The organism is Citrobacter europaeus (assembly GCA_020099315.1).
GTDB classification, from domain to species: Bacteria; Pseudomonadota; Gammaproteobacteria; order Enterobacterales; family Enterobacteriaceae; genus Citrobacter; species Citrobacter europaeus.
In genome coordinates, this window is sequence record CP083650.1 from 429,693 (window position 1) to 454,403 (window position 24,711).

General features: G+C 55.1%; 19 protein-coding genes. 13 read left to right on the top strand and 6 right to left on the bottom strand.

Annotated features, from left to right (window positions below; all coding sequences use genetic code 11):
* Window positions 1-18 precede the first annotated feature (18 nt).
* The 8 genes from tssC (at window position 19) to LA337_02080 (ending at window position 10,460) form a co-directional block, all read left to right on the top strand.
* Window positions 19-1,500, top strand: a complete 1,482-nt coding sequence (tssC, locus tag LA337_02045; protein ID UBI16506.1) for a type VI secretion system contractile sheath large subunit — start codon at window positions 19-21, stop codon at window positions 1,498-1,500.
* Between the two features lie 19 nt (window positions 1,501-1,519).
* Window positions 1,520-2,005, top strand: coding sequence for a type VI secretion system tube protein Hcp (locus LA337_02050; GenBank protein ID UBI16507.1), 486 nt, complete (start codon window positions 1,520-1,522; stop codon window positions 2,003-2,005).
* Window positions 2,005-2,385, top strand: a complete 381-nt coding sequence (gene tssE, locus LA337_02055) for a type VI secretion system baseplate subunit TssE (GenBank protein UBI16508.1) — start codon at window positions 2,005-2,007, stop codon at window positions 2,383-2,385. Before LA337_02050 ends, tssE begins: the two co-directional genes overlap by 1 nt.
* A 20-nt stretch (window positions 2,386-2,405) precedes the next feature.
* Window positions 2,406-4,127, top strand: coding sequence for a type VI secretion system baseplate subunit TssF (gene tssF, locus LA337_02060; protein ID UBI16509.1), 1,722 nt, complete (start codon window positions 2,406-2,408; stop codon window positions 4,125-4,127).
* Window positions 4,091-5,038 carry a type VI secretion system baseplate subunit TssG gene (gene tssG / locus LA337_02065; GenBank protein ID UBI16510.1) on the top strand — a complete coding sequence of 316 codons (948 nt, stop codon included), beginning with the start codon at window positions 4,091-4,093 and terminating at the stop codon, window positions 5,036-5,038. Before tssF ends, tssG begins: the two co-directional genes overlap by 37 nt.
* Window positions 5,029-7,530 (top strand): type VI secretion system ATPase TssH, encoded by a 2,502-nt coding sequence (gene tssH / locus LA337_02070; GenBank protein ID UBI16511.1) that lies wholly within the window; start codon window positions 5,029-5,031, stop codon window positions 7,528-7,530. Before tssG ends, tssH begins: the two co-directional genes overlap by 10 nt.
* Before the next feature lie 444 nt (window positions 7,531-7,974).
* On the top strand, window positions 7,975-9,939 hold the full coding sequence (gene vgrG / locus LA337_02075) for a type VI secretion system tip protein VgrG (GenBank protein UBI16512.1): 1,965 nt from the start codon (window positions 7,975-7,977) through the stop codon (window positions 9,937-9,939).
* Window positions 9,939-10,460: a toxin-antitoxin system YwqK family antitoxin gene (locus LA337_02080; GenBank protein ID UBI16513.1), complete on the top strand. Its 522-nt coding sequence runs from the start codon at window positions 9,939-9,941 to the stop codon at window positions 10,458-10,460. Before vgrG ends, LA337_02080 begins: the two co-directional genes overlap by 1 nt.
* Before the next feature lie 22 nt (window positions 10,461-10,482).
* Here LA337_02080 and nrdG read toward each other — a convergent pair whose 3' ends face one another.
* The 5 genes from nrdG to treR form a co-directional block, all read right to left on the bottom strand.
* A complete protein-coding gene (gene nrdG, locus LA337_02085; GenBank protein ID UBI16514.1) occupies window positions 10,483-10,947 on the bottom strand; it encodes an anaerobic ribonucleoside-triphosphate reductase-activating protein in 465 nt (154 codons plus the stop codon).
* A 120-nt stretch (window positions 10,948-11,067) separates the two neighbouring features.
* Window positions 11,068-13,206: an anaerobic ribonucleoside-triphosphate reductase gene (gene nrdD / locus LA337_02090; protein ID UBI16515.1), complete on the bottom strand. Its 2,139-nt coding sequence runs from the start codon at window positions 13,204-13,206 to the stop codon at window positions 11,068-11,070.
* 409 nt (window positions 13,207-13,615) lie between these two features.
* Window positions 13,616-15,268 carry an alpha,alpha-phosphotrehalase gene (gene treC / locus LA337_02095; GenBank protein ID UBI16516.1) on the bottom strand — a complete coding sequence of 551 codons (1,653 nt, stop codon included), beginning with the start codon at window positions 15,266-15,268 and terminating at the stop codon, window positions 13,616-13,618.
* A gap of 49 nt (window positions 15,269-15,317) precedes the next feature.
* Entirely contained in the window at window positions 15,318-16,736 is a 1,419-nt protein-coding gene (treB, locus tag LA337_02100) for a PTS trehalose transporter subunit IIBC (protein ID UBI16517.1), read from the bottom strand.
* A gap of 157 nt (window positions 16,737-16,893) precedes the next feature.
* Window positions 16,894-17,841: a trehalose operon repressor TreR gene (gene treR, locus LA337_02105; protein ID UBI16518.1), complete on the bottom strand. Its 948-nt coding sequence runs from the start codon at window positions 17,839-17,841 to the stop codon at window positions 16,894-16,896.
* A 191-nt stretch (window positions 17,842-18,032) separates the two neighbouring features.
* Between treR and mgtL the strand changes: the two genes are divergently transcribed.
* From mgtL to LA337_02130, 5 genes are all read left to right on the top strand, one after another.
* Window positions 18,033-18,086 carry a mgtA regulatory leader peptide MgtL gene (gene mgtL / locus LA337_02110; GenBank protein UBI18382.1) on the top strand — a complete coding sequence of 18 codons (54 nt, stop codon included), beginning with the start codon at window positions 18,033-18,035 and terminating at the stop codon, window positions 18,084-18,086.
* A 156-nt stretch (window positions 18,087-18,242) separates the two neighbouring features.
* Window positions 18,243-20,939, top strand: a complete 2,697-nt coding sequence (mgtA, locus tag LA337_02115; protein ID UBI18383.1) for a magnesium-translocating P-type ATPase — start codon at window positions 18,243-18,245, stop codon at window positions 20,937-20,939.
* A 378-nt stretch (window positions 20,940-21,317) separates the two neighbouring features.
* Window positions 21,318-22,295 (top strand): TRAP transporter substrate-binding protein, encoded by a 978-nt coding sequence (locus tag LA337_02120; GenBank protein ID UBI16519.1) that lies wholly within the window; start codon window positions 21,318-21,320, stop codon window positions 22,293-22,295.
* Window positions 22,296-22,357: 62 nt separating this feature from the next.
* Window positions 22,358-22,867 carry a TRAP transporter small permease gene (locus tag LA337_02125; protein ID UBI16520.1) on the top strand — a complete coding sequence of 170 codons (510 nt, stop codon included), beginning with the start codon at window positions 22,358-22,360 and terminating at the stop codon, window positions 22,865-22,867.
* A gap of 30 nt (window positions 22,868-22,897) precedes the next feature.
* Window positions 22,898-24,184, top strand: a complete 1,287-nt coding sequence (locus LA337_02130) for a TRAP transporter large permease (protein ID UBI16521.1) — start codon at window positions 22,898-22,900, stop codon at window positions 24,182-24,184.
* 91 nt (window positions 24,185-24,275) lie between these two features.
* On the opposite strand, the gene ridA is transcribed toward LA337_02130, so the two are convergent.
* Window positions 24,276-24,662, bottom strand: a complete 387-nt coding sequence (gene ridA, locus LA337_02135; protein ID UBI16522.1) for a 2-iminobutanoate/2-iminopropanoate deaminase — start codon at window positions 24,660-24,662, stop codon at window positions 24,276-24,278.
* Window positions 24,663-24,711 lie beyond the last annotated feature (49 nt).

Here is a 24,711-nt window from a genome sequence, read left to right on the forward strand (position 1 = left end):
CGGAAAAGGAGAAGAGCAATGGAGAATGTGCAAGAACAAACTGAAACGGGTGGACAGACCGTTACGCTGAGCGTACTGGACCGCATTATTCAGGAAGGACGGATGGCTCGTGATGAGCTGCAACAAACCTATGCGCGGGACATGCTGGAAGAGCTGGCGACGCAAATCCTCGATGAAGGAATGGCGATCGGAAGCGACACTGTGGCGATGATCAACCACCGTATTGCGCAGATCGATGAGCTTATCAGCGCCCAGTTGAATGAGGTGTTGCATCATCCGGATACCCAGAAGCTGGAGTCTTCCTGGCGCGGGTTGCATCAGTTTGTAATGAACACTGAAACCAGTACGCGATTGAAGTTACGACTGCTGAATGTCTCGCGCAAAGAGTTGCAGGACGATCTGGAAAAAGCGGTTGAGTTCGATCAGAGCACGCTGTTCAAAAAGCTGTACGAAGATGAGTACGGCACCTTTGGTGGCAATCCCTATAGTGTGCTGGTGGGGGATTTTGAGTTTGGCCGTCATCCGCAGGACGTGGCGCTGCTGGAGAAAATATCTCAGGTTGCGGCGGCCGCTCATGCGCCGTTTATTGCCGCTGCCAGCCCGCGCTTGTTTGATATGGGATCGTTCGCTGAGCTGAGCGTGCCACGCGATCTGGCGAAGATCTTCGAAAGCACCGAGATGATCAAATGGCGAGCATTCCGTGAAAGCGACGACTCGCGCTATGTCTCGCTGGTGCTGCCGCACGTTTTACAGCGTCTGCCCTACGGGCCGGATACGGTGCCGGTAGACGGGGTAAACTTTATCGAGGACGTTAACGGCCTGGATGCCAGCAAATACCTGTGGGGGAATGCCGCCTGGGTACTGGCCAATCGCATTACCGAGGCGTTTGCTTTATATGGCTGGTGCGCGGCGATTCGTGGCGCAGAAGGTGGCGGACTGGTGGAAGGTCTCCCGGCGCATACTTTTTCCACGCCATCCGGTGATATCAGTCTGCGCTGTCCGACGGAGGTAGCCATTACCGATCGCCGTGAAAAAGAGTTGAACGATCTTGGGTTCATCGCGCTGTGTCATAAAAAGAATACGAATACCGCCGCGTTTTTTGGCGGGCAAACCACCAACCAGGCAAAAATCTACAACACGCCTGAAGCCAACGCGAATGCGCGGATCTCGGCGATGCTGCCGTACGTCCTTGCCGCCTCCCGCTTTGCGCACTACCTGAAAGTCATTATGCGCGACAAAGTCGGCAGTTTTTTGAGTCGCGAAGATGTTGAGCGATTCCTCAATAACTGGATTGCCAGTTACGTGCTACTCAGCGACACAGCACCGCAGGAGATCAAGGCGCAATATCCGTTGCGCGAAGCACGGATAGACGTACTGGATGTTCCCGGCAAACCTGGTGTCTATCGCGCGGTGGTATTCCTGCGCCCTCATTTCCAACTGGAAGAATTGACCACATCTATCCGCCTGGTGGCGGAATTGCCACCGCCTGTATCGGCTTAATTACATAAGGGAAGATTCTATGGATGCTATTTTTTTAAAGATTGATCCGATCAAAGGTGACAGCAACGTTGATGGATATGTAGACCAAATTGAAATTATGTCCTTCAGCCATAATGTTGCGATGCAGGTTACTAATGATGTGAGTAACACCAACCGTACGTCTGGTCGGGCGCATGTGGGGGAGATGTCACTGACCAAATTTGTCGATATTTCCACTCCTGAACTTAATCTTTACTGTTGTTCCGGGAAAATGATTACGCAGGCTGTTTTAACGCTATGTCGCAATGATGGCGATTCGGTGCTGCCGTTTATTGTCTATACCCTCGACAACGTATTGATTTCACATATCAGCGTCAGCGGCGGCTCGGGCGGTAAACCTGTTGAAACGCTATCCCTAAACTTCAGCAAAATTAAATGGGAATTGAAGGCCCAAAAATTAGAAGGGGCGGAGAAAGGTGCGGCGGCGTCGACCTGGGATATGGCGATGAATAAAAATGGTGGTTGATGATGAAATCATCCATCCCGGTTGCATTGTTCGACAGACTGATGGATGAAGGTGTTACGCCGCGCGAGTCGGTGTGCCGGGAGCTGAGGCGATTGTTCAACTCCCGCGCTCCTGCGGATGATGACGCGTTGCCGCTGCTGCTTGCCTGGGGCGTCCCGGAATGGCATGGACTGAACGCGGGCGATGAACGAGTGCTTAGCTGGTATTGTCGCCGGCTACGCGCAGCCATTTTACGCAACGAGCCGCGGATCCAGGCGCTAACTATCAGTGTGAAGGATGCGCATCATCAGACGCTGGCGCTACGCATTGAAGCGATGCTGTGGAACGATGACGACCCGTTGACGCTGAGTCTGGCGTATCAAAACGGCAGTTGGCAATAACCCGCGAAAGGGGGAGATCAATGGACGATCGATTGCTGGAAAATTATCTGCAGGAATTACGATGGTTGCGAAAAGCCAGCGGGGAGTTCGCCCATCGGCACCCGCACGTAGCCTCTCGTCTGCGGCTGAGCGAATTTGATTGCCCGGATCCGCATGTTGAACGGCTTTTAGAAGGCTTCGCTCTGCAAAGCGCCAGACTGCATCAGCGCCTTGACGACGGCTTCGGCGAGCTGTGCGAATCGCTACTGGAGCAGCTTTCTCCCCATGCAATACGACCGTTTCCTTCCTCTGCTACCGCCAGTTTTACTGCGGATCCGCTGGCAGGCGATTTGAGTCGGGGTTACGCCCTTCCAGCCGGAACGCCGCTTTACGCGCTAACGGAAAGCGGTGAGACGGTCTGGTGGCGTACCGCGCTGGCGCAAACGCTGTGGCCTATTGAGATTGAAGATGTTAGCTGGTGTGATGCGGCCCAGGCCCGGCAGTTAACCGGGCTGATGCGGGCGCGCGGCGCGTTGCGGATTCAGCTACGTTGCCTGCCGCCACATCAGTTTTCAACGTTGGCGGTAACACAGTTGCGCATTCATCTCAGCGGCTCGCCGCAAATCAACGCCACGCTGTTTGATTTGTTGTACGCCCATGTCATCGGGCCGCTGCGCCCACATCCTATTGGCCTGCTGAATGCCGAAAAGATTTTGCCCTGCGAACCGGGCGTAGAGTCCAGCGTGCTGGCGCTCAGTGCCTGGATGAACTGTCCGCAGGCGCTGATGTATTTTGATTTGCCGCTGCCGCCGACGAAGGATGGCGATGGCATGACCTTGTGCATTCCTTTCGATCGCGCTCCGCCGGGGGCACAGCATATTCACTCGGGTGATATTCGTCTGGGCTGTGTGCCAATCGTTAACCTTTTCACCCGGACCTCTGAGCCACTGAGCGCCGGGCATACCCGCAGCGAGCATCGGCTGGTGGCCGATCATCACGATCACCATGTACAGATCTACCGTGTACAGACGCTGTGGATGAGCCGCCGTGAGGAGGCCTGGTGCGTGCCTGCATATTACTCGGCCCGCGGGCATAGCGAGTCCCGCTGGTTCTGGCATGCGCGGCGCAACCCCCAGCAGGGCAATGCGCTGTGGTTAACCCTGGTGGACAGCCGCTTCGACCCGTTTGCTCCGGACGAAGAGACAAGCCTGACGGCGACGCTCTGGTGCAGTAACGGTAACAAGGCTGCACAGCTTTGTGCGGGAACGCCTCTGACCTTTGAAGTCCCTGGTCCGGTCGCGCAGGTGCATTTATTGGGAACGCCGACCACGCCTTCTGCGCCCGCCTTGCAGCGAGATGCGCGTTGGAAACTGCTTTCTTCGCTGGCGCTCAATCACCTTTCATTGACCGAGGGAGAGAGGGCTCTGGACTCGCTCAAAGAGCTGCTGGCGCTGTATGCCCCTTCCTCTGCGTCACCCGCCGTCTGGCAACAGATAAATGGCATCCGCGAGATGTGTTGCCAGCGGGTTAGCGAGCACCGCGGAGGCGATGCCTGGCGCGGCTGGCATAACGGTATTCGGCTGACGCTGACCCTCGACCCACAGGCATTTACGGGCAACAGTCGGCTGTTGTTTGCGGGGATTGTCGCCCGTTTTCTGGCGCGTAACGCGACCGCTAACTGCTTTGTACGTACGGTATTGCTGGATGAAGGGGAGGAGCTGTCGCTATGGACAGACGTCGAACAGACCGCGCTGATAGCGTAATGGCGCAACTTAAGGGCGAGCCGTGGCGCTTTTCGCTGGAGCAGTGCCTCAGGATTTTACAGGCGAGCGGTGACACGCCCGAGCTGTGGGGTGAGCTGGGGCTGGCGTTTGCGCCTGCGGAACTTGGCGCGCTGAACAACGACGTTCTCCAGGTGCGTAGCCTCGGGCCGGGAGGTGCGGATGGCGTACTGCCCTATGGCTGGCTGGAATGGCTGCAGCAGGCGACGCAGGATAAAAACAGCGCACCGCAGGATTTTATCTTTATGTTTCAACAGCGTTTTATTCAGCATCACTACCGAAGCCTGAGCCTGTATCGGCTGGCTACGCCCTACGCGCGCCAGGATAACGCGCCGGGGCAGTCGGTGATGCGGGCACTGTGTGGTTTCAGGCTTGATGCCATGGAAAAGCATGAGTCTGCACAGGTGCAGAGCCTGCTGATGCAATGCGGCAGCCTGACGAATCGCAGGCGTTCTGTGGCTGGATTTGTGGCGCTGGTCGAGGCCGTACTGAACGTCACCGTGCATGTCGAAGAGTTTGTCGGCCGCTGGCAGCCTTTGCCGCAGGCATCCATAAGCCGGACGGGATGTCGGCTGGGGCGCAACAGCGTCGCCGGGCGACGGATCTGGAATCAGCATGCGGCGCTGCGGGTGCACCTGCATGCTGAAAGCCCCACCCGGTGGCGGGCGTTTTTATCCGATGGGCAAGCCTTTCTTCAGCTCAGCAAACTGGGGCAAATCTGGTTTGGCCCAGGGATAACGCTGCAACTGATGATGCGCGGGACGCTAAATCTTGACCACTGCCTGAGCCGCGATACGCCGCCGCGTTTGGGCTATACCGCTCAACTGGCAGGGCGTAAACCCGCCGTGTTTCACTGCCAACAGCAACTTGAGGAGAACAACGCATGGACTTAAAAGCGCTGGTACAACGACTGAATCCGGTTTGCTTTCGTGCGCTGGAGCAGGCCGCCGAACGCAGCCGGGCGCAGGGACACTGGTTTGTTGAGCCGGAGCATCTGCTGCTGGCATTACTCGATGATGAACACTGTGATCTCGCGTATTGCCTGAGCGGCGCGGCGATTTCCGTCGACACGCTGCGCGAAGAGATCCATAGCGCCCAGGCGCAGTTTAAATCCGGCTGCACGCGGATGCCGGTGTTTTCCGTGCAACTGGTGGAATTACTGGAAGGAGCGGTTTTGTTGGCGGCTTTCCAGCGTTTGTTGAAGGTCCGTTCAGCGTTGTTGCTGCAAGCCTTACTCACCCGAGAACGTCTGCGCGCCCAGTTGGCGCAGGGAATGCCGCTGCTGTTGCAGCTTCCGGCGGGGGTGATGGAAAGCCAGTGGCAGAGCTGGTGTCGTGGCTCTGTTGAAGAATTAAGCGATACGCATACGGGAGAACACCCGGAGCGTGAAGGCGGCGTGCTGGATCAATACACCCACGATCTGACCCGTGATGCGCGGGAAGGGCTGATCGATCCGATCATCGGGCGCGACGCGGAGATCCGCCAGTGTATCGACATCCTGCTGCGGCGCAGGCAAAACAACCCGATTCTGGTTGGCGCGCCGGGGGTGGGCAAAACCGCCGTCGCTGAAGGGCTGGCGCGACGCATTGCCGAAGGAAGTGTGCCGCCGCCGCTGCGCGATGTCGCTCTGCTGTCGCTGGATCTCGGCCTGTTGCAGGCGGGCGCGGGCGTGAAAGGTGAATTTGAACAGCGGCTGAAAGGGGTGATCGACGCGGTAAAAAAATCCCCGCAACCGATCATTTTATTTATCGACGAAGCCCACACGCTGATTGGCGCGGGCGGCGCCGAGGGCGGCAGCGACGCCGCCAACCTGCTGAAACCGGCGCTGGCGCGTGGGGAACTGCGTACCATCGCCGCCACCACCTGGCAGGAGTACAAAAAATATTTCGAAAAGGATCCGGCGCTGGACCGGCGTTTTCAGCGTATCCAGATCGAGGAACCGGACGAGAACAGCGCGGTGGTGATGCTGCGGGCGGTGGCCGACAAGCTCGAGGCACACCACGGCGTGCAGATCCTCGATACCGCCATCCGCGAGGCGGTGCGTCTGTCGCAGCGCTACATCTCCGGGCGCCAACTGCCGGACAAAGCCATCAGCGTGCTCGACACCGCCTGCGCAAGAGTGGCGCTGGCGCAGCATGATGTGCCGCCCCAGCTTGAGGAGATCCGTCAGCAGCAGGCGGCCATCGAAGAAGAGAGTGAACGCCTCAACCGCGAGCTGCTGGTCGGCGTCGATCATCACGACAGGCTGTGCGAGCTGGAGGCGCTGGCGGAGAAGTTACGCTTGCAGGCGAGAGAAGTGGAAGGGCGCTGGCAGGATGAGCGTCAGCGGGTCGGCGAACTACTGGCGACGCGCCAGCGGATGCTGGATCTCAGTGCGCGGCTGGACGATGACGAGGAACTGGAGCAAGAGCTGGTGGAGTGCGCGGCGCTGATTGGCAAACTGGAAACCGCCGCTGCCCAACTGCGCGACGAGGTGCCGCTAGTGCCGGATTGTGTCGATCCCGCCACGGTGGCGGCGGTGATTGGCGGCTGGACGGGCATTCCGCTTGGGCAGATGCTCACCGACGAAGCCCACGCCCTGCGTACGCTGGTTGAACGGATGAGTGCTCGGGTAATGGGTCAACAGGCAGCGCTGGAGACCATCGCCCAACGCCTGCGCGCCTATCGCAGCGGCCTGACTGACCCGCAAAAGCCGGTCGGCGTGTTCCTGCTGGTGGGGCCAACCGGCGTGGGCAAAACCGAAACCGCGTATGCGCTGGCCGACGCCCTGTACGGCGGTGAACGCAATCTGATCACTATTAATCTTTCTGAGTACCAGGAGGCGCACACCGTCAGCCAGTTGAAAGGCGCGCCGCCGGGCTACGTGGGCTACGGCAGCGGTGGGGCGTTAACCGAAGCCGTGCGCCGCCGCCCCTATTCGGTGGTGCTGCTCGATGAAATCGAAAAGGCGCACCCGGACGTGCTGGAGGCGTTCTATAACGTCTTCGACAAAGGCGTAATGGAGGACGGCACCGGGTTGATTGTCGATTTCAAAAATACGGTGATGCTGGCGACCAGCAACGTCGGCGCGGAATTAATTCTCGACACGCCTGCGGGGGAATTAAACAGCGAGCGGTTCAACGAGGCGCTGCGCGAGGAACTATTAACCCATTTCCGCCCGGCGTTTTTAGCAAGGATGACCACGGTGGCGTATCGGGCGTTGGATGAAGAAATATTGAAGGGAATTGTGCTGGCTAAATTAGAGAAATTAGCGCAGCGATATTTAGTGGCGACGGGAGAAAAATTAAATATGGAGGATGGATTGGTCGAAAGAGTAATGGAGAAATGTAAGGGAGTGGGGGCGAGGGATGTTGAGAATCTGGTGGTTGGGGAAGTGATGGGATAATTATTGAGGAATTAATATGCCACATAATGGAAGATGCATAGAAATATCTTGTAGCTTTGTTCACCCTTCAAGACAAGTAACAAGAACATATAATACATCTCGATACATATATTCGTATGAACAAGATGATCAGTTTACATTCATAAGAATTTTACGGCATGCAAAAAGAAAATATGCATCTGAAAATATGATTAGGCATATGTGGATTGGCGCAATTAATACAAATCAGAGAATGCGATTCCATATTCATGCAGATACAGAACTATCAGAACAACATGAAATTGTTCCCTAATCAATTGATGTGTTGTTATTTTCAAATTGAATGCAGAACTGCCGGATGGCGGCTTTGCCTTATCCGGCCTACAAAGACTGCACATTCTGTAGGCCCGGTAAGCGTAGCGCCACCGGGCATAACGTACTCGACAAATATAAAAGGAATTTCATATGTCAGATTCCACCATCATCAAGCTTACCTCCCCAACATTAACCGATCTGGTCGCCGCCACCGCGCAGACCGAATCCCAGCTTAACGGCCTGATCACCGCCACCGTCGCGGGAACCACCTCTGCGCCGTTAACGCTGGATGCCGCGCTGGCGACCCATCTGACCGCCACCATCAACGACGCCGATTACGACGGTCTGATTGCCGAGGCGCACCAGCTTCCGGCGACCAGCAACGCCGATCGCTACCAGTTTGTGCTGCGCCCATGGCTATGGTGGCTGACGCTCGCCAGCAATAACCGCGTGTTTCAGAACCTCAGTGTGCAGGAGATCGTCGAAAAGGTGTTTAAAGACGCCGGGTTTACCGACTACAAATTCCAGCTGGAAACCAAACCGGCGAAGCGTGAATACTGCCTGCAATACAACGAAAGCGATTTTAATTTTGTCTCGCGGCTGCTAGAGCAGGAGGGAATTTTCTGGTTCTTTACCCACGCAGCAGGCAAGCACACGCTGGTGCTGGCGGATGATAACAGCGCCTTCCCGCCGATTACTGGTGATAAAAAGGTCAAGTATCAGGCCGCAGCAAGCGGCGCGCGGGAAACCGGCATGATTCGTTCGGCGCAGCTAAGTTTGCAGGCCACTGCGCAGGGGTTCCAGAGCAGCGACTATAACTACGAACAGCCAAAAGCCACGCTGTTTGTCCAGGCCGGGGAGAAGAAGGGCGGGATGCAGTATCAGCATCCGGGGCGTTTTAGCGTTAAAGCCGAAGGCGACGCGCTGGCGGCGTGGAAGGTTAATGCCCTGAAGGCGCAGGCCAAACAGCTGGTCGGTGAAAGCGACCGCGCGGCGCTGATGGCCGGTCACTGGTTCACCTTAACCGAGCACGACGACAAGGCGCTAAACATCGACTGGCTAATCACCGCCGTCAGCCACGAGTACGACGGCGAGCGCTATCGCAACCGCTTTACCGCCATTCCGAAAGCGACGCTATACCGCCCGCAGAGCAACACGCCAGTACCGTTTATGCATACCCAGACGGCGACGGTGGTTGGCAAGTCGGGAGAAGAGATCTGGACCGACAAGCTCGGGCGAGTAAAGGTGCAGTTCCCGTGGGACAGAGAGGGTAAAAACGACGAAACCAGCTCCTGCTGGCTGCGGGTCGCCACCGCCTGGAGCGGCAACGGCTTTGGCGCGCAGTTTATCCCGCGCGTCGGTCAGGAAGTGGTGGTGAGCTTTATCGACGGCGACCCGGATAAGCCGCTGATTACCGGCTGCGTGTACAACGGCGCGAATGCTCTGCCGTATGCCCTTCCGGCAAATCAGACTCAGTCCGGGATTAAAACCAAAAGTGAAAAAGGTTTTAACGAACTGCGCTTCGACGACAAAAAAGACGCCGAACTGCTGGCGATGCAGGCGCAGAAAGACTTCCAGCTCACCGTGCTCAACGACAGCAAAACGACTATCAGCCATGACGACATTCAGAGCGTCAAAAACGATCGCACGCGCACCGTTGAAGAGGGCAACGAAGCGGTCACCCTGAAAAAAGGCAATCGCACGGTGAAAATCGAAAAAGGCAGCGACACGCTGGAGGTCAAAGAGAAACGCAGTGTGACGGTGAAAGGCGATCAGGAACACGCCATCGACGGCAACCAGACGCATAAGGTAAAGGGCAACTACACGCTGAACGTCGACGGCAACCTGACGATTAAGGTCAGCGGTACGCTAACCCTGGAGAGCGGCAAAACGTTGGACATCAAGAGCGGGGCGGGTCTTAACGCCAGCGCATCGGGCAGTATGAAGCTGGATGCCACCAACATCGCCAGTGAAGCGAAAGCCTCGCTGACGCAAAAAGCCGCAACCATCAGCCACGAAGCGAAAGCCACGCTCACCAGCAAAGCCAGCGCCACTCAGACCGTGGATGGCGGCGGGATGCTGATGATTAAGGGCGGGATGGTGAAGATTAACTGATGAGCGATACGCTGGAGTATCGGCAGGACAGCACCTTGCTACGAGCGAATTTCGCAAACGACCAGCTTAACGGTGAAACGCGAATTGAAGAAAACGGACGCCTGCTGGCGGTTCTGCGTTACCAGCAGGGGATGCTGAACGGGATGATGGAGCGCTGGCATCCTAACGGCCAGCTTGCCATGCAGCAGGCGTATCGTGAGGGCAAGCCGGACGGTATTGCCCGCTACTTCACTGAAGACGGAGGATTGCTGCGAGAAGAGCAGTGGCTTAACGGTCAACTGCACGGCGAATGCCGCAGCTTTTATCCTTTCGGGCAGTTGCAGCTACGTGAACAGTGGCAGCAAGGGCTGCGCCACGCTCTCAGCGAACAGTTTTACCCGGACGGCACGCTTGCCCAGCGTTTATCTTATGAAAAGGGGATAATGAAAGGTGAGGCGCAACGCTGGTTGCCGGATGGGCGCGCCATTGATGCCACGGGAAAAGCACAGTCGCGAATGAGCAAATGGACGGAGAGGCTGTGAAAAAGCCTCTCCAGATCGCGTGTTAACGCAAATGATGTACCACCTGGTTGCTGCTGCCGCGCCAGATCAGCGCCGGGTCTTTCAGATCCTGCACAAATTTGCCGTCGACCAGCACGTTGATGAGATCCACCACCTGCATTTGCGCAGCGTTGAGTTCCTCAAGCTTGTAGCCGGTCCACACCCAGATATCTTTTCCCGGACACTCAGCGCGAATACGCTGTACCAGTTGCAGAATATCCGGCACGTTTTGCGGATGCAGCGGATCGCCGCCGGACAGCGAAATCCCCTGACGGTGAATGCGCGTGTCGTTCAGATCGGCAATGATCTTATCTTCCATCTCTTTGGTAAACGGTTCGCCGGAATTGAGCCGCCAGGTGCTTTTGTTATAGCAACCGGGGCATTCGTGCACGCACCCGGAGACAAACAGGGTGCAGCGGGTTCCGGGGCCATTGACGATATCGACGGGGTAATATTGGTGGTATTGCATAGAGGATGTCCAGAAAGCATGTAGGCCGGATAAGGTGCTTGCACCGCATCCGGCAACATTGTGATGCCTGATGGCGACGCTATTGCGTCTTATCAGGCCTACGGCCTTTGCAAACGGAAATTAACCTATCTGCCCATTGCCTAAATGCTTAACGCGGCGCTTCACTTCTTCCTGCTTACCAGCGTTAAACGGACGCGCGTCCGGGCTGCCTAAATAACCGCATACGCGGCGGGTGACCGACACGCGGGCCGCGTCGTGGTTACCACATTTCGGACAGGTGAAGCCTTTGCTGGTGCATTCGAACTCGCCGGTAAAGCCGCACTCGTAGCATTCATCGATTGGCGTGTTGGTCCCGTAATACGGCACGTGCTGATAGCTGTAATCCCAGACGTCTTCCAGCGCTTTCAGGTTGTGCTGAATATTTGGGTATTCGCCGTAGCAAATGAAGCCTCCGCTTGCCAGCGGCGGGTACGGCGCTTCGAAATCGATCTTGTCGTACGGGTTTACCTTCTTCTCCACGTCGAGGTGGAAGCTGTTGGTGTAGTAACCTTTGTCGGTGACACCCGGCACTACGCCAAACTCGGCGGTATCCAGACGGCAGAAACGATCGCACAGGTTTTCACTTGGCGTGCTGTACAGGCTAAAGCCGTAACCGGTCTCGTCTTTCCACTGATCGACCGCCTGACGCAGGCGTTCCACAATGGCGATACCTTTGGCGCGAAGCTGCTCACTGTCGTACAGGTGCTTGTCGCCAAACAGCGCGTTGATGGTCTCGTGAATGCCGATGTAGCCCAGAGAGATGGACGCGCGACCGTTTTTAAAGATTTCTGACACATCATCGTCCGCTTTCAGACGCACGCCGCAGGCACCTTCCATATACAGAATCGGCGCAACGCGAGCTTTCACGCCTTCCAAACGCGCAATACGGGTCATCAGCGCTTTACGCGCCAGCACCAGACGATCGTCGAGCAGTTTCCAGAAGGTGGCTTCATCGCCATGGGCTTCCAGCGCGATACGCGGCAGGTTGAGGCTGATAACGCCGAGGTTGTTACGGCCATCGTGAACCTGTTCGCCGTTCTCGTTTTCCCACACGCCGAGGAAGCTGCGACAGCCCATTGGCGTTTTGAACGAACCGGTGACTTTGACTACCTGATCGTAGTTCAGGATGTCCGGATACATACGCTTGCTCGCGCACTCCAGCGCCAGCTGTTTGATGTCGTAGTTCGGATCGCCAAACTTGTGGTTCAGACCGTCACGAATTGCGAACACCAGTTTCGGGAAGACCGCAGTTTTACGGTTTTTACCCAGGCCAGCAATGCGGTTACGCAGAATGGACTGCTGGATCAAACGCGATTCCCAACTGGTTCCCAGACCAAAACCGAAGGTAACAAACGGCGTCTGACCGTTGGCGGTATGCAGGGTATTCACTTCATACTCGAGCGACTGGAAGGCGTCGTAGCACTCTTTCTCGGTACGGGAATGCGCATAGCCGTCGGCGTCCGGGATCTGCCACTCTTCAGCGGTTTTGCGATGCTTGTTAAAGCTCTCGGTCACGAACGGTGCGAGAACTTCGTCAATACGGTTAATGGTGGTGCCGCCATAAATATGGCTGGCAACCTGAGCGATGATTTGCGCGGTGACGGCGGTCGCGGTAGAGATGGATTTTGGCGGTTCAATCTCCGCGTTACCCATTTTAAAACCCTGCGTCAGCATGCCTTTCAGGTCGATCAGCATGCAGTTAAACATTGGGAAGAACGGAGAGTAGTCGAGGTCGTGATAGTGAATATCACCACGCTCGTGCCCCTGGACGACATCACGCGGCAGCAGGTGCTGACGTGCGTAGTGTTTGGCAACGATACCGGCCAGCAGGTCGCGCTGGGTCGGGATCACTTTGCTGTCTTTGTTGGCGTTTTCATTCAGCAGAGCAGAGTTGGTTTGCTCAACCAGACCACGAATTTCCTGGTTCAGACGGCCACGTTTTTCACGCTGTATATCACGGTCGTGGCGATATTCGATGTACGCACGGGCGAGTTGTTTATACGGGCCAGACATCAGCTGGTTTTCTACCGCTGTCTGGATCTCGTTGATATCGACCTTGCTGCGCTCATTCATCTGGCTACTAACGACTTCTGCGACGGTGGCACAGTAATCTGCGTCATCGACTCCCGCTGCTTTAGCTGCACGCAGAATGGCTTCTTTGATGCGCTCTGATTTAAACGGCACTTTACAGCCATCTCGTTTCATCACATGCGGTGTCATGATCACTCCATATTTATAAGAACAGGTTATCCACAGAGGTTGGGGAAGCGGCCATGGCTTTATTCATCTCTATTGCCAATGACTTCCCGCAATCCTGACCCACTTTATCCACAATTCCACCGTCAAGCGGTGCACTGTAGTTGTAGCAATTGTAGTCGATTAATACAACATATTGGGTCGGCGTGCATTTTAAGTTCTATATGTAGTGATTTGCATCAAGGATGTTTACGATTTTTTTGATGTAGCGCAAAGTAAAAATCGGAGCGTACAGATGACGGGCAGTACAGCCGATTGTAAATTGTAGGTAGAAAATTCTGATTATTTATTCAGCAAAAACAGAAGGGTAAGCTAAGCGCATGTAACAAAGCCCGGCAGCGCTATGCGTACCGGGCCAGAACATAATTGCAAGCTATTTTTGCACCCACCAGACGGCTTCAAAAGGACGTAGCGTCATGTCTGCAGGTTGGCTGGCGACTTCGGCATAGTTGTGCATTAGCACCTGCCAGTTTCCGTCGGTTTGGGTCGGCTGCCAGTTCTGGACGGTATCGCTCAAATTAGCAATCACCAGCAGCCGTTGCCCTTGCCACTCTCGTTGATAGCACCACAGATGCGGGCTGTCCGGCAGCAGATCCTGGTAGTCGCCCCAGGTGATAACTGGCTCCGCTTTGCGTAAGGCGATCAGCTTCTGATAGGTATAGAACACCGAGTCGGTATCACTCAGCGCTGCCGCTACGTTGATATCCGCCGCGTTGTCACACAGATCGATCCACGGCTGACCCGCGGTGAAGCCCGCGTGTTTGCTGGCATCCCATTGCATCGGCGTGCGGCTGTTATCGCGGGATTTGCTGGCGAGGATCGCCAGCAGCTCTTGCGCATCGCGTCCCTGGCCGTTCAGGGTGGCAAACATGTTATGGCTTTCCACATCGCGATAATCGGTAATCTGGCGGAAATGCGGGTTGGTCATGCCAATCTCTTCCCCCTGGTAGATGTAGGGGGTGCCCTGCATGCCATGCAGCACCATCGCCAGCATTTTGGCGGCCGGAACGCGGTATTTCCCTTCATCGCCAAAACGCGACACGATGCGCGGCTGATCGTGGTTACACCAGAACAGCGCATTCCAGGCCTGATTGTGCATGCCCTGCTGCCAGTGGCGGAACAGGGTTTTGAGCGCCACATAGTCGGGTTTTGCTAACGACCACTTTTCGCCGTTAGGGTAATCCACTTTCAGGTGGTGGAAGTTAAAGGTCATCGACAGTTCGCTGCCATCGAGTGCGGCATACTGCTGGCAGTTTTCCAGCGTGGTGGACGACATTTCCCCGACCGTCATCAGGTTGCGGGGTGTGAAGACGTCGCGGTTCATCTCGCGTAAAAACGCATGCGCGCGCGGACCATCGGTATAAAAACGCCGTCCATCGCCGTCAGGATCGTCCGGGAAGTCCTGATCTTTGGAGATAAGATTGACCACGTCGAGACGCAGCCCGTCCACGCCGCGATCGGCCCAGAACTCGCAGACTTTCTTAAGCTCGGCACGGACTACCGGGTTCTCCCAGTTAAGGTCGGCCTGCTCCGGAGCAAAGAGGTGCAGATAGTACTGCTCGCTTTCGGCGTGCCAACCCCAGGCGTTGCCGCCAAATTTGGAACGCCAGTTATTCGGCGGGCTGTCTGGCGTGCCGTCGCGCCAGAGATAAAACTGACGATACGGGCTGTCTTTATCCAGCGCTTCACGAAACCAGGCGTGCTGAGTTGAGGTGTGGTTAAACACCATATCGAGAATAATACGGATACCGCGCGCTTTTGCCTGCGCTACCAGTTCGTCAAAGTCTGCAAGCGTACCGTAGGACGGATCGACAGACATGTAATCTGCGACGTCGTAGCCGTTATCAACCTGCGGCGAAATATAGAACGGCGTCAGCCAGATGGCATCGACCCCCAGCTTTTGTAGATAGTCGAGACGCTGCGTTACGCCGCGTAAATCGCCGGTGCCGCTGCCGGTGGTGTCCTGAAAACTCTTGGGGTAAACCTGATAGATAACGCCGTTTTGCCACCAGTGGGGAATATTCATGGTTGTTTCCTGGAAATACGTTGGGGCGCAACTGCGCCCCGAAGAAAAGTTAGACAATTTGTAATGTACCCAGACGGTATTTACGCTGGTAAACGAATGAGGTCAGTACCATTGGGATAACAATCGCAATGACCATCGCCATACCAAAGACCTGCCAGTAGGTCGGCTGAATGGAGAGGATGCCCGGCAAGCCGCCGACGCCAATCCCATTCGCCAACACACCGTTCAGGCCGCACAGCAGTCCGGCGAGACCGGAGCCGATCATCGCGCATAGCATCGGGAAGCGGTATTTCAGGTTGATCCCGTACATTGCCGGTTCAGTTACCCCAAGATAAGCGGAGATTGCGGCAGGAACGGAGATTTCACGTTCGTTGTGTTTACGACTGGAGATAATGATCCCGACCACCGCAGAGGCCTGGGCGATATTCGACAGTGCGATCAGCGGCCATACCGGCGTACCGCCCATGCTCTGAATCATCTGCATGTCGATAGCCAGCGTGGTCTGATGCACGCCGGTGATCACCAGCGGTGCGTACAGGAAGCCGAACAGCGCCGCGCCGATCGGGGCAAAGCTGCCGGTCAGCAGATGCCGGACCGCAAACGCGACACCGTCGCCGATCATGCGGCCAAACGGACCGATAAAGGCGTGCGCAAGGAATACCGCAAGGATCAGCGAGCACACCGGGACGATCACCAGATACAGGTAATCCGGGACGATGCGCTTCATGCGTGTTTCAATAAACCCGAGCGTCAGCCCGGCCAACAGTGCCGGAATGACCTGCGCCTGGTAGCCCACTTTCTCAATGCTGAACAGGCCGAAGTTCCACACGTCCGGCACCTGCTGACCGAGCAAATAGGCGTTCATCAGTTGCGGAGAAACCAGGGTCACGCCCAGCACAATACCGAGGATCGGCGTACCGCCCATTTTCTTCACCGCCGACCAACAAATCCCGACCGGCAAATAGAAGAAGATCGCTTCGCCAATCAGCCACAGGAAGTCATAAAGGGTTTTCAGCGAAGGATGCATCTGCGCCAGCGTCTGCCCGTTGCTCATGGGCAGATCGCCGATCACGTTACGGAAACCTAAGATCAGGCCGCCGCTAATAAGCGCAGGCAGCAGCGGGAAGAAGATCTCCGCAAAATGAGAAATGAGCTGTTCGTGCCATTTCATATTCTGTCGCGCGGCCTTTTTCGCCTGCTCTTTGTCGGCGCTGGCCTGCCCGGTTGTCGCCAACAGCGCCTGGTAGTAATCGCCCACCTCGGTGCCAATCACCACCTGAAACTGTCCGGCGTTGGTGAAGCAGCCTTTGACCATCGGCAATTGTTCGATCTCTTTCGGCCTGGCATTCGCAGGCTGATTCAGCACAAAACGCAGGCGAGTAATGCAGTGACTCACCGTGGCGATATTGTCGCGCCCGCCTACCAGCTCAATCAGCCGGTCGATGTCTGCTTGTTTTATTTTGCTCATGATGATGTGTGTTCCCCGTAGACCGGAAAAGACGCTGTAGCGTCGTCATTCGGCAACTCTCTCGTTGTTGGCGCCAGAGTATATCGTCGATGAAATTTTAAAAATGGGAACGTTCCCGAAACGCAGCGAAGATCACAAATTAACGCTCAGAAAGCGATCAGGAGAGGGCGGAAGGTATAACGATTTGTCGTGGTTCGCTACGGCCGTTGATCTGCTCGACCAGCTGTGAGGCCGCTTGTCGTCCGGCTTCAGCGTATCCTGGATCGACGGTGATAATTTCCGGATGGAGGAATTTCATCAGCGGCGTGCTGCCCACACTCGCCAGCTGCAGGTTCTCTATTCGCTGCTCCTGCAAATATTTACTGACCCCAAGGGCGAGGGTATCCGTCGCGCAGACTAAAGCGGTGGTTTCTGGGGTGATGACGTTGGCGGCCTGCTCATAGCCCTGCTTCATGGCCAGACCCGGCAGCGCGGCGACGGGGTGCAGTTTGTGTTTCTTACAGAACGCCAGGTAGGCTTCATGGCGGCGCTTACCGGTGGTTACGTCGCTATGAGGAACGCCAAGAAAGCTGATCAGGCGATGCTCGCGATCGTATAAACGCTGCATCAGGGTGCGAATGGCGCCCTCATCGTCATAGCAGACCGAGGCAAAGCCTTTCGCATCTCTTGCCAGCAGCACCAGCGAATCCTGCCAGGAGGCGAGCATGGATTCAGTAATGCCGGTAAAACCAAACAGCACCACGCCGTCAATATTGCGGCGTCTGAGCATGCCGAGGTGCTCCTCAACCAGCTCGGGCGAGAACTGGCTTTCCATCATGATCGGGTCGTAGCCCTGCTCATAAAAGACCGGTAGCATGGTTTGCACCGCGAGATTTTCCGAAAGCGAGTCCAGACGCGTGACGATAATCGCCACCACCTTATCACTTTGACCGCGCATGGCGCGTGCGGAGCGGGAAGGGGAAAAACCGTGCTGGTTCATCACCGCTTCAACGCGTTCGCGCGTGCGTTCGCTCACGCCGCTTTCATTGTTAAGCACACGGGAAACGGTTGATTTCCCCACGCCGCTTAAGCGGGCGATGTCTTTAATTGTCAGCCGGTTTTGCATCCTGTTTTCCCGTGTTGCGTGTGAAGTTATGCCAAATAGAGAATAACTTTACTCAAGCGCGGTGCAATGGGCAAAGTCTGGTATACGTTTGGTTTAGTTTCCATGGTTTATCATATCGCCATAATTGCCACAAACCTTATGGTTTTCTGCGTATAATCCGCAGCGCAAATCATTCACTTACCGGAGGCTATATGGATCCCGATCCCACCCCTCTCCCGAGACGGAGAAACAACCCTTTCCGGTAAGCCTGTCTTTCACTGTCTTACCGGAACAGTAAGACAGTGACGTTCTGACGTCCCTGTTGTGATTTAATAATTGCCATCAGGCAAGGCCTTGCCACGCCTGAAGGATTTACTGCGCCTGTTTATACTGGTGCAGAGGGACTGCCTATGTTCAAAAATATGACTCGCCAGTTGTTTGCCCGACTAAACCGCCATTTACCGCATCGTCTGGTGCATCGCGATCCGTTGCCTAATGCCCAGACCGTTGCCAGCACGCCGATCCCGCCATCGCTGAGCGAACATTGCCTGAAAATGGCCCTGATGGACGAAGAAGCGCTGTGGAAAACGTTCGGCACGCACCCGGAAGGGTTGAACGCCGCGGAAGTGGAAAACGCTCGCGAATTACATGGCGAGAACCAGTTGCCGGCGCAGAAGCCGTCGCCATGGTGGGTGCATCTGTGGGTCTGCTACCGTAACCCGTTTAACATTCTGCTGACCATCCTCGGTGCGATTTCCTATGCCACCGAAGATCTGTTTGCCGCTGGCGTCATCGCGCTGATGGTCGTCATCTCTACGCTGCTGAATTTTGTGCAGGAGGCGCGTTCCACCAAAGCGGCAGATGCGCTGAAAGCGATGGTCAGCAACACCGCCACGGTACTGCGCGTTATTAACGAGAAAGGGGAGAATGGCTGGGTTGAACTGCCGATCGACCAGTTGGTTCCCGGCGATATTATCAAGCTGGCGGCAGGGGATATGATCCCGGCCGATCTGCGCGTGGTGCAGGCGCGTGACCTGTTCGTGGCCCAGGCTTCGCTGACCGGTGAATCGCTGCCGGTGGAGAAAGTTGCAACCAGCCGCGACCCGCAGCAAAGCAACCCGCTGGAATGCGATACCCTGTGCTTTATGGGCACCAACGTGGTGAGCGGCACGGCACAGGCCATCGTGATTTCAACCGGAGCTAATACCTGGTTTGGGCAACTGGCGGGCCGCGTCAGCGAGCAGGAAAGCGAGCAAAATGCATTCCAGAAAGGGATCAGCCGCGTCAGTATGCTGCTGATCCGCTTTATGCTGGTGATGGCGCCCATTGTGCTCATCATCAACGGCTATACCAAAGGCGACTGGTGGGAAGCGGCGCTGTTTGCCCTGTCTGTGGCAGTGGGACTGACCCCGGAAATGCTGCCAATGATCGTCACCTCGACGCTGGCGCGCGGGGCGGTGAAGCTGTCAAAACAAAAGGTCATCGTTAAACACCTCGACGCCATCCAAAACTTTGGCGCAATGGATATCTTGTGCACTGATAAAACCGGTACCCTGACTCAGGATAAAATTGTGCTGGAGAATCATACGGATATCTCAGGAAAGCCCAGCGAACACGTCCTGCATTCTGCGTGGCTGAACAGCCATTATCAGACCGGGCTGAAGAATCTGCTGGATACGGCGGTGCTGGAGGGGGTGGACGAAGAATCTGCCCGTCAGCTCTCTACCCGCTGGCAGAAAATCGATGAGATCCCGTTTGATTTCGAACGCCGCCGCATGTCGGTGGTGGTCGCAGAAGAAACCGATGTGCATCAACTGGTGTGTAAAGGCGCGTTGCAGGAGATCCTTAACGTTTGCACCCAGGTGCGCCACAACGGTGAGATTGTCCCGTTAGATGACAACATGCTGCGTCGGGTGAAACGCGTCACGGACACGCTGAACCGTCAGGGGCTGCGCGTGGTGGCGGTGGCGACGAAATACCTGCCTGCGCGTGAGGGCGATTACCAGCGTATTGATGAATCAGATCTGATCCTCGAAGGCTATATTGCGTTCCTCGATCCGCCGAAAGAGACCACTGCGCCGGCGCTGAAAGCGCTGAAAGCCAGCGGAATTACGGTGAAAATTCTCACTGGCGATAGCGAGCTGGTGGCGGCGAAAGTGTGTCATGAAGTGGGGCTGGATGCGGGCGATGTGGTTATCGGCAGCAGCATTGAGGGGTTAAGTGACGATGAGCTGGCCCGACTTGCCCAGCGTACCACGCTGTTTGCTCGTCTGACGCCGATGCATAAAGAGCGCATTGTCACGCTGCTCAAGCGCGAAGGTCATGTGGTCGGCTTTATGGGCGATGGCATTAACGACGCCCCGGCGCTGCGCGCTGCGGACATCGGTATCTCCGTTGACGGCGCGGTTGATATTGCGCGTGAAGCTGCTGATATCATCCTGCTGGAAAAGAGTCTGATGGTGCTGGAAGAAGGGGTGATCGAAGGACGCCGTACTTTTTCTAACATGCTGAAGTACATTAAAATGACGGCCAGTTCTAACTTCGGTAACGTGTTTAGCGTGCTGGTGGCGAGCGCCTTCTTACCGTTCCTGCCGATGTTGCCGCTGCACTTACTGATCCAGAACCTGCTGTACGATGTATCCCAGGTGGCGATTCCGTTTGATAATGTCGACGAAGAGCAGATCAAAAAGCCGCAGCGCTGGAATCCCGCTGAATTAGGCCGCTTTATGATTTTCTTTGGACCGATCAGCTCGATCTTCGACATTCTGACATTTTGCCTGATGTGGTTCGTGTTCCATGCTAATACGCCAGAGCATCAGACATTGTTCCAGTCTGGCTGGTTCGTGGTGGGCTTGCTGTCACAAACGCTGATTGTGCATATGATCCGTACCCGTCGCGTGCCGTTCATCCAAAGCCGCGCCGCATGGCCGTTGATGCTAATGACGCTGGTGGTAATGGTGGTGGGCATTGCATTACCGTTCTCGCCGCTGGCCAGCTATCTGCAGTTGCAGGCGCTGCCGCTGAGCTACTTCCCGTGGCTGGTTGCGATTCTGGCGGGTTACATGACATTAACCCAGCTTGTGAAAGGTTTTTATAGCCGCCGCTACGGCTGGCAGTAATCCTCAACTTCTCTTCTGCAGGATGGTGTTAATACCATCCTGCATTTCTCTTTTTCATTCGAAAGATATTCTCCGGAAATATTGGTGTTTTATTTTTATTGAAATACCAACGCGGGCAATTAGTATCAAATCCCCTTCTTTGCTTTGCTTTTTTATCAATAAAACGATCTGCGTTGCAAAAATGAAACAGTGTGCTAAAAATTATAAGCATCTGCGATTTTTTGTGAACACAGTCATCGAAATAAATTGTTACACCAGTTAGTCTGCGCAGGTAACGTCGTTAAGAAAGTTTCTCGCTGCCCGTTTTTAATTCCGGCAGTCATTTGCTCTGCAAGCTATTCCTGTTAATGGATATTATGAACTTCTGGAGAAGGACAAATGAAACTGACAAAAAACCTGTTAAGTCTGTGTATTGGCGCGTCTGTATTACTGGCGAGTCATGCCACGCTGGCACAAACCTTTCGCGCCGCAGATGTGCATCCGGCTGATTACCCGAACGTTGTTGCCGTCAAACATATGGGGGAGAAACTTAGCGCCGCGACCGACGGTCGTCTGGAGATTAAAACATTTCCCGGTGGCGTGTTAGGTGATGAAAAACAGATGATTGAACAGGCGCAATTGGGCGCTATCGATATTATTCGCGTTTCAATGACGCCGGTTGCCGCCATTCTCCCTGAAATTAACGTCTTTACCCTGCCGTATATCTTTCGTGATGAAGACCATCTGCATAAGGTTCTCGACGGCATGATCGGTCAGGAGATTGGCGACCGTCTGACGGCCAACACCAAATCGCGGCTGGTGTTCCTCGGCTGGATGGATGCCGGAACGCGTAATCTAATCACCAAAAATCCGGTGGTGAAACCGGAAGATTTACACGGTATGAAAATCCGCGTTCAAGGAAGTCCGATAGCGCTGGATACCCTGAAAGCGATGGGCGCTAACTCCGTTGTGATGGGCGTCAGTGAAGTATTTAGCGGCATGCAGACCGGCGTTATTGATGGCACGGAAAATAATCCGCCAACGTTTGTTGCGCATAACTATTTGCCGGTCGTGAAAAACTATACCTGGAGCAAACACTTTATTATTCCTGAGCTTTTTCTGTTCTCGAAAGCTAAATGGGATAAGTTGAAAAAAGAAGACCAGGATCTCATTATTAAACTCGCTAAAGAAGCCCAGGTAGAGCAACGCAAACTTTGGCAGGATTATAATGCGAAATCGCTGGAGACCATGAAAGCCAATGGTGTTCAGTTCCACGATATTGATACGGACTATTTCTATAAAGCCACGCAGTCAGTGCGGGATAATTACGGTAAAGACCACCAGGATTTGATCAAACGTATTCAGGATGTGAAGTAATTCATCAGGTGGAGGATATCAACCCTCCGCCTGAATCTTTTGATTAATTCGAGGTGATGATTATGGGTGAATGCTATTCATCGGTAATGGATTTTCTTTATCGAGTGTCAATGTGGATTGCCGGTATCGCATTATTGGTCATGGTCGCCATTATCCCTATTGGCATATTCGCGCGTTATGTTCTGAATAACGCCCTGTCATGGCCAGAACCCGTCGCCATTCTTTGTATGGTGACATTCACCTTTATTGGCGCGGCGGTAAGCTATCGTGCAGGCTCGCATATCGCGGTGAGCATGGTGACTGACCGTCTGGGTGATGCTTCCCGCCGTTATTGTTCGGTAATCGCAGACGTTATGCTGGTGGCGATAAGCTTGTTTATCCTCTGGTACGGAACCAATCTCTGTCTTGAACTGTGGGACCAGCCCGTGGCGGAATTCCCGCTTTTAAGCGCCGGGCAAAACTATCTTCCGTTGCCGATTGGCTCTGCCATAACGCTGCTGTTTATCGCAGAAAAGATTTTCCGTGGTCCGCAGTACCAACGTCCCGTTGTCATGCTGGGATCGACCAGCTAGTTACCGCCCCCATTTCAGAAAGGAAAGCAGATGGATGCATTTATTCTCGTCTTTACGCTCGGCATTATGCTGGCGATTGGGGTACCGGTAGCGTACGCGGTTGGCATTAGCGCCATCATTGGGGCCTGGTATATAGATATTCCGCTGGAAGCAGTAATGATCCAACTGACCAGCGGGGTGAATAAGTTTTCGCTGCTGGCGATCCCATTCTTTATTCTGGCCGGGGCTATTATGGCCGAAGGAGGAATTGCGCGGCGACTGGTGAACTTTGCCTATATTTTCGTTGGCTTTATTCGCGGTGGGCTGTCGCTGGTAAACATTGTGGCATCGACCTTTTTTGGCGCCATTTCCGGATCGTCCGTGGCCGATACCGCGTCCATCGGTTCGGTAATGATCCCTGAGATGGATAAAAAAGGTTATCCGCGCGACTTTGCCGCGGCGGTCACTGCCAGCGGCTCGGTACAGGCGATCCTCACGCCGCCCAGTCATAACTCGGTTATCTACTCGCTGGCAACGGGTGGGACGGTGTCGATTGCTGCGCTGTTCATCGCCGGGATCCTGCCGGGCCTGCTGTTAAGCTTCAGCCTGATGGTCATGTGCGTGGCTTTCGCGCACAAACGCGGTTATCCAAAAGGGGAACGCGTACCGTTTCGCCAGGCGCTGAAGATTTTCGTCGATACGCTGTGGGGATTGATGACGGTTGTGATCATCATGGGCGGCATCCTGTCAGGTATCTTTACCGCGACGGAGTCTGCGGCGATTGCCTGCCTGTGGGCCTTCTTTGTCACCATGTTTATCTATCGTGACTATAAATGGTCTGAGCTGCCGAAGCTGATGTTCCGCACGGTGAAAACGGTCACGATCGTCATGATCCTGATAGGCTTTGCCGCTGCGTTCGGTGCCGTCATGACCTATATGCAGTTGCCGATGCGTATCACTGAAGCCTTCACCAGCATCTCGGACAACAAATACGTCATTCTGATGTGCATTAACATCATGCTGCTGCTGATCGGTACGCTGATGGATATGGCGCCGCTGATCCTGATTTTGACGCCGGTTCTGCTGCCGGTGACCAACGCGCTCGGTATTGATCCGGTCCATTTTGGCATGATCATGCTGGTGAACTTAGGGATCGGCCTGATTACGCCGCCGGTAGGGTCGGTGCTGTTTGTGGCCAGTGCGGTGAGTAAGCAGAAAATAGAGCAGGTGGTAAAGGCGATGTTGCCATTCTACCTTGTGCTATTCCTGGTGCTGATGCTCGTGACGTACATTCCGGCGATTTCGCTGTTCCTGCCGAAACTGTTTGGTGTGATGTGATAAATGCCCGGTGGCGCTCGCGCTTACCGGGCCTGTAAACTACCCGTGCGTTGGCCGGACGAGGCGAAGCCGCCATCCGGCGCAAGGAGACTTAGCGACGAACGGCGATCGCTTCAATCTCGATTTTCACGTCTTTCGGCAGACGGGCAACTTCTACGCAAGAACGCGCAGGGAAAGTCGCGTTGTGCTCGGTGAAGAATGCTTCGTAGGTCGCGTTTACGGTTGCGAAATCGTTCAGGTCTTTAACGAAAACGGTCGTTTTTACGATGTCGCCCACTTTCAGGCCTGCTGCTTCAACGATAGCTTTTACGTTTTCCAGCGACTGACGTGCCTGAGCGGACACGTCTTCCGCTACGGCACCGGTTTTCGGATCGACCGGGATCTGACCGGAAGTGATTACCATGCTACCCAGGTCAACGCCCTGAACGTATGGGCCGATTGCTGCTGGTGCATTTTCCGTCGCGATAGTCTTGCTCATGATTTCTCCTGAATTACAGCGGTAGTAGAATGTTCCCGGCCATTATAGA

Excerpts from the sequence above, each read along its gene's own strand:
- ridA (UBI16522.1), bottom strand. The coding sequence starts at position 24,662 with ATGAGCAAGACTATCGCGACGGAAAATGCACCAGCAGCAATCGGCCCA.
- LA337_02080 (UBI16513.1), top strand. The coding sequence starts at position 9,939 with ATGAGCGATACGCTGGAGTATCGGCAGGACAGCACCTTGCTACGAGCG.
- LA337_02125 (UBI16520.1), top strand. The coding sequence starts at position 22,358 with ATGGGTGAATGCTATTCATCGGTAATGGATTTTCTTTATCGAGTGTCA.
- vgrG (UBI16512.1), top strand. The coding sequence starts at position 7,975 with ATGTCAGATTCCACCATCATCAAGCTTACCTCCCCAACATTAACCGAT.
- tssC (UBI16506.1), top strand. The coding sequence starts at position 19 with ATGGAGAATGTGCAAGAACAAACTGAAACGGGTGGACAGACCGTTACG.
- LA337_02050 (UBI16507.1), top strand. The coding sequence starts at position 1,520 with ATGGATGCTATTTTTTTAAAGATTGATCCGATCAAAGGTGACAGCAAC.
- treC (UBI16516.1), bottom strand. The coding sequence starts at position 15,268 with ATGAATATTCCCCACTGGTGGCAAAACGGCGTTATCTATCAGGTTTAC.
- mgtA (UBI18383.1), top strand. The coding sequence starts at position 18,243 with ATGACTCGCCAGTTGTTTGCCCGACTAAACCGCCATTTACCGCATCGT.
- LA337_02120 (UBI16519.1), top strand. The coding sequence starts at position 21,318 with ATGAAACTGACAAAAAACCTGTTAAGTCTGTGTATTGGCGCGTCTGTA.
- tssE (UBI16508.1), top strand. The coding sequence starts at position 2,005 with ATGATGAAATCATCCATCCCGGTTGCATTGTTCGACAGACTGATGGAT.
- nrdG (UBI16514.1), bottom strand. The coding sequence starts at position 10,947 with ATGCAATACCACCAATATTACCCCGTCGATATCGTCAATGGCCCCGGA.
- LA337_02130 (UBI16521.1), top strand. The coding sequence starts at position 22,898 with ATGGATGCATTTATTCTCGTCTTTACGCTCGGCATTATGCTGGCGATT.
- tssH (UBI16511.1), top strand. The coding sequence starts at position 5,029 with ATGGACTTAAAAGCGCTGGTACAACGACTGAATCCGGTTTGCTTTCGT.
- treB (UBI16517.1), bottom strand. The coding sequence starts at position 16,736 with ATGAGCAAAATAAAACAAGCAGACATCGACCGGCTGATTGAGCTGGTA.
- treR (UBI16518.1), bottom strand. The coding sequence starts at position 17,841 with ATGCAAAACCGGCTGACAATTAAAGACATCGCCCGCTTAAGCGGCGTG.
- nrdD (UBI16515.1), bottom strand. The coding sequence starts at position 13,206 with ATGACACCGCATGTGATGAAACGAGATGGCTGTAAAGTGCCGTTTAAA.
- tssG (UBI16510.1), top strand. The coding sequence starts at position 4,091 with ATGGACAGACGTCGAACAGACCGCGCTGATAGCGTAATGGCGCAACTT.
- tssF (UBI16509.1), top strand. The coding sequence starts at position 2,406 with ATGGACGATCGATTGCTGGAAAATTATCTGCAGGAATTACGATGGTTG.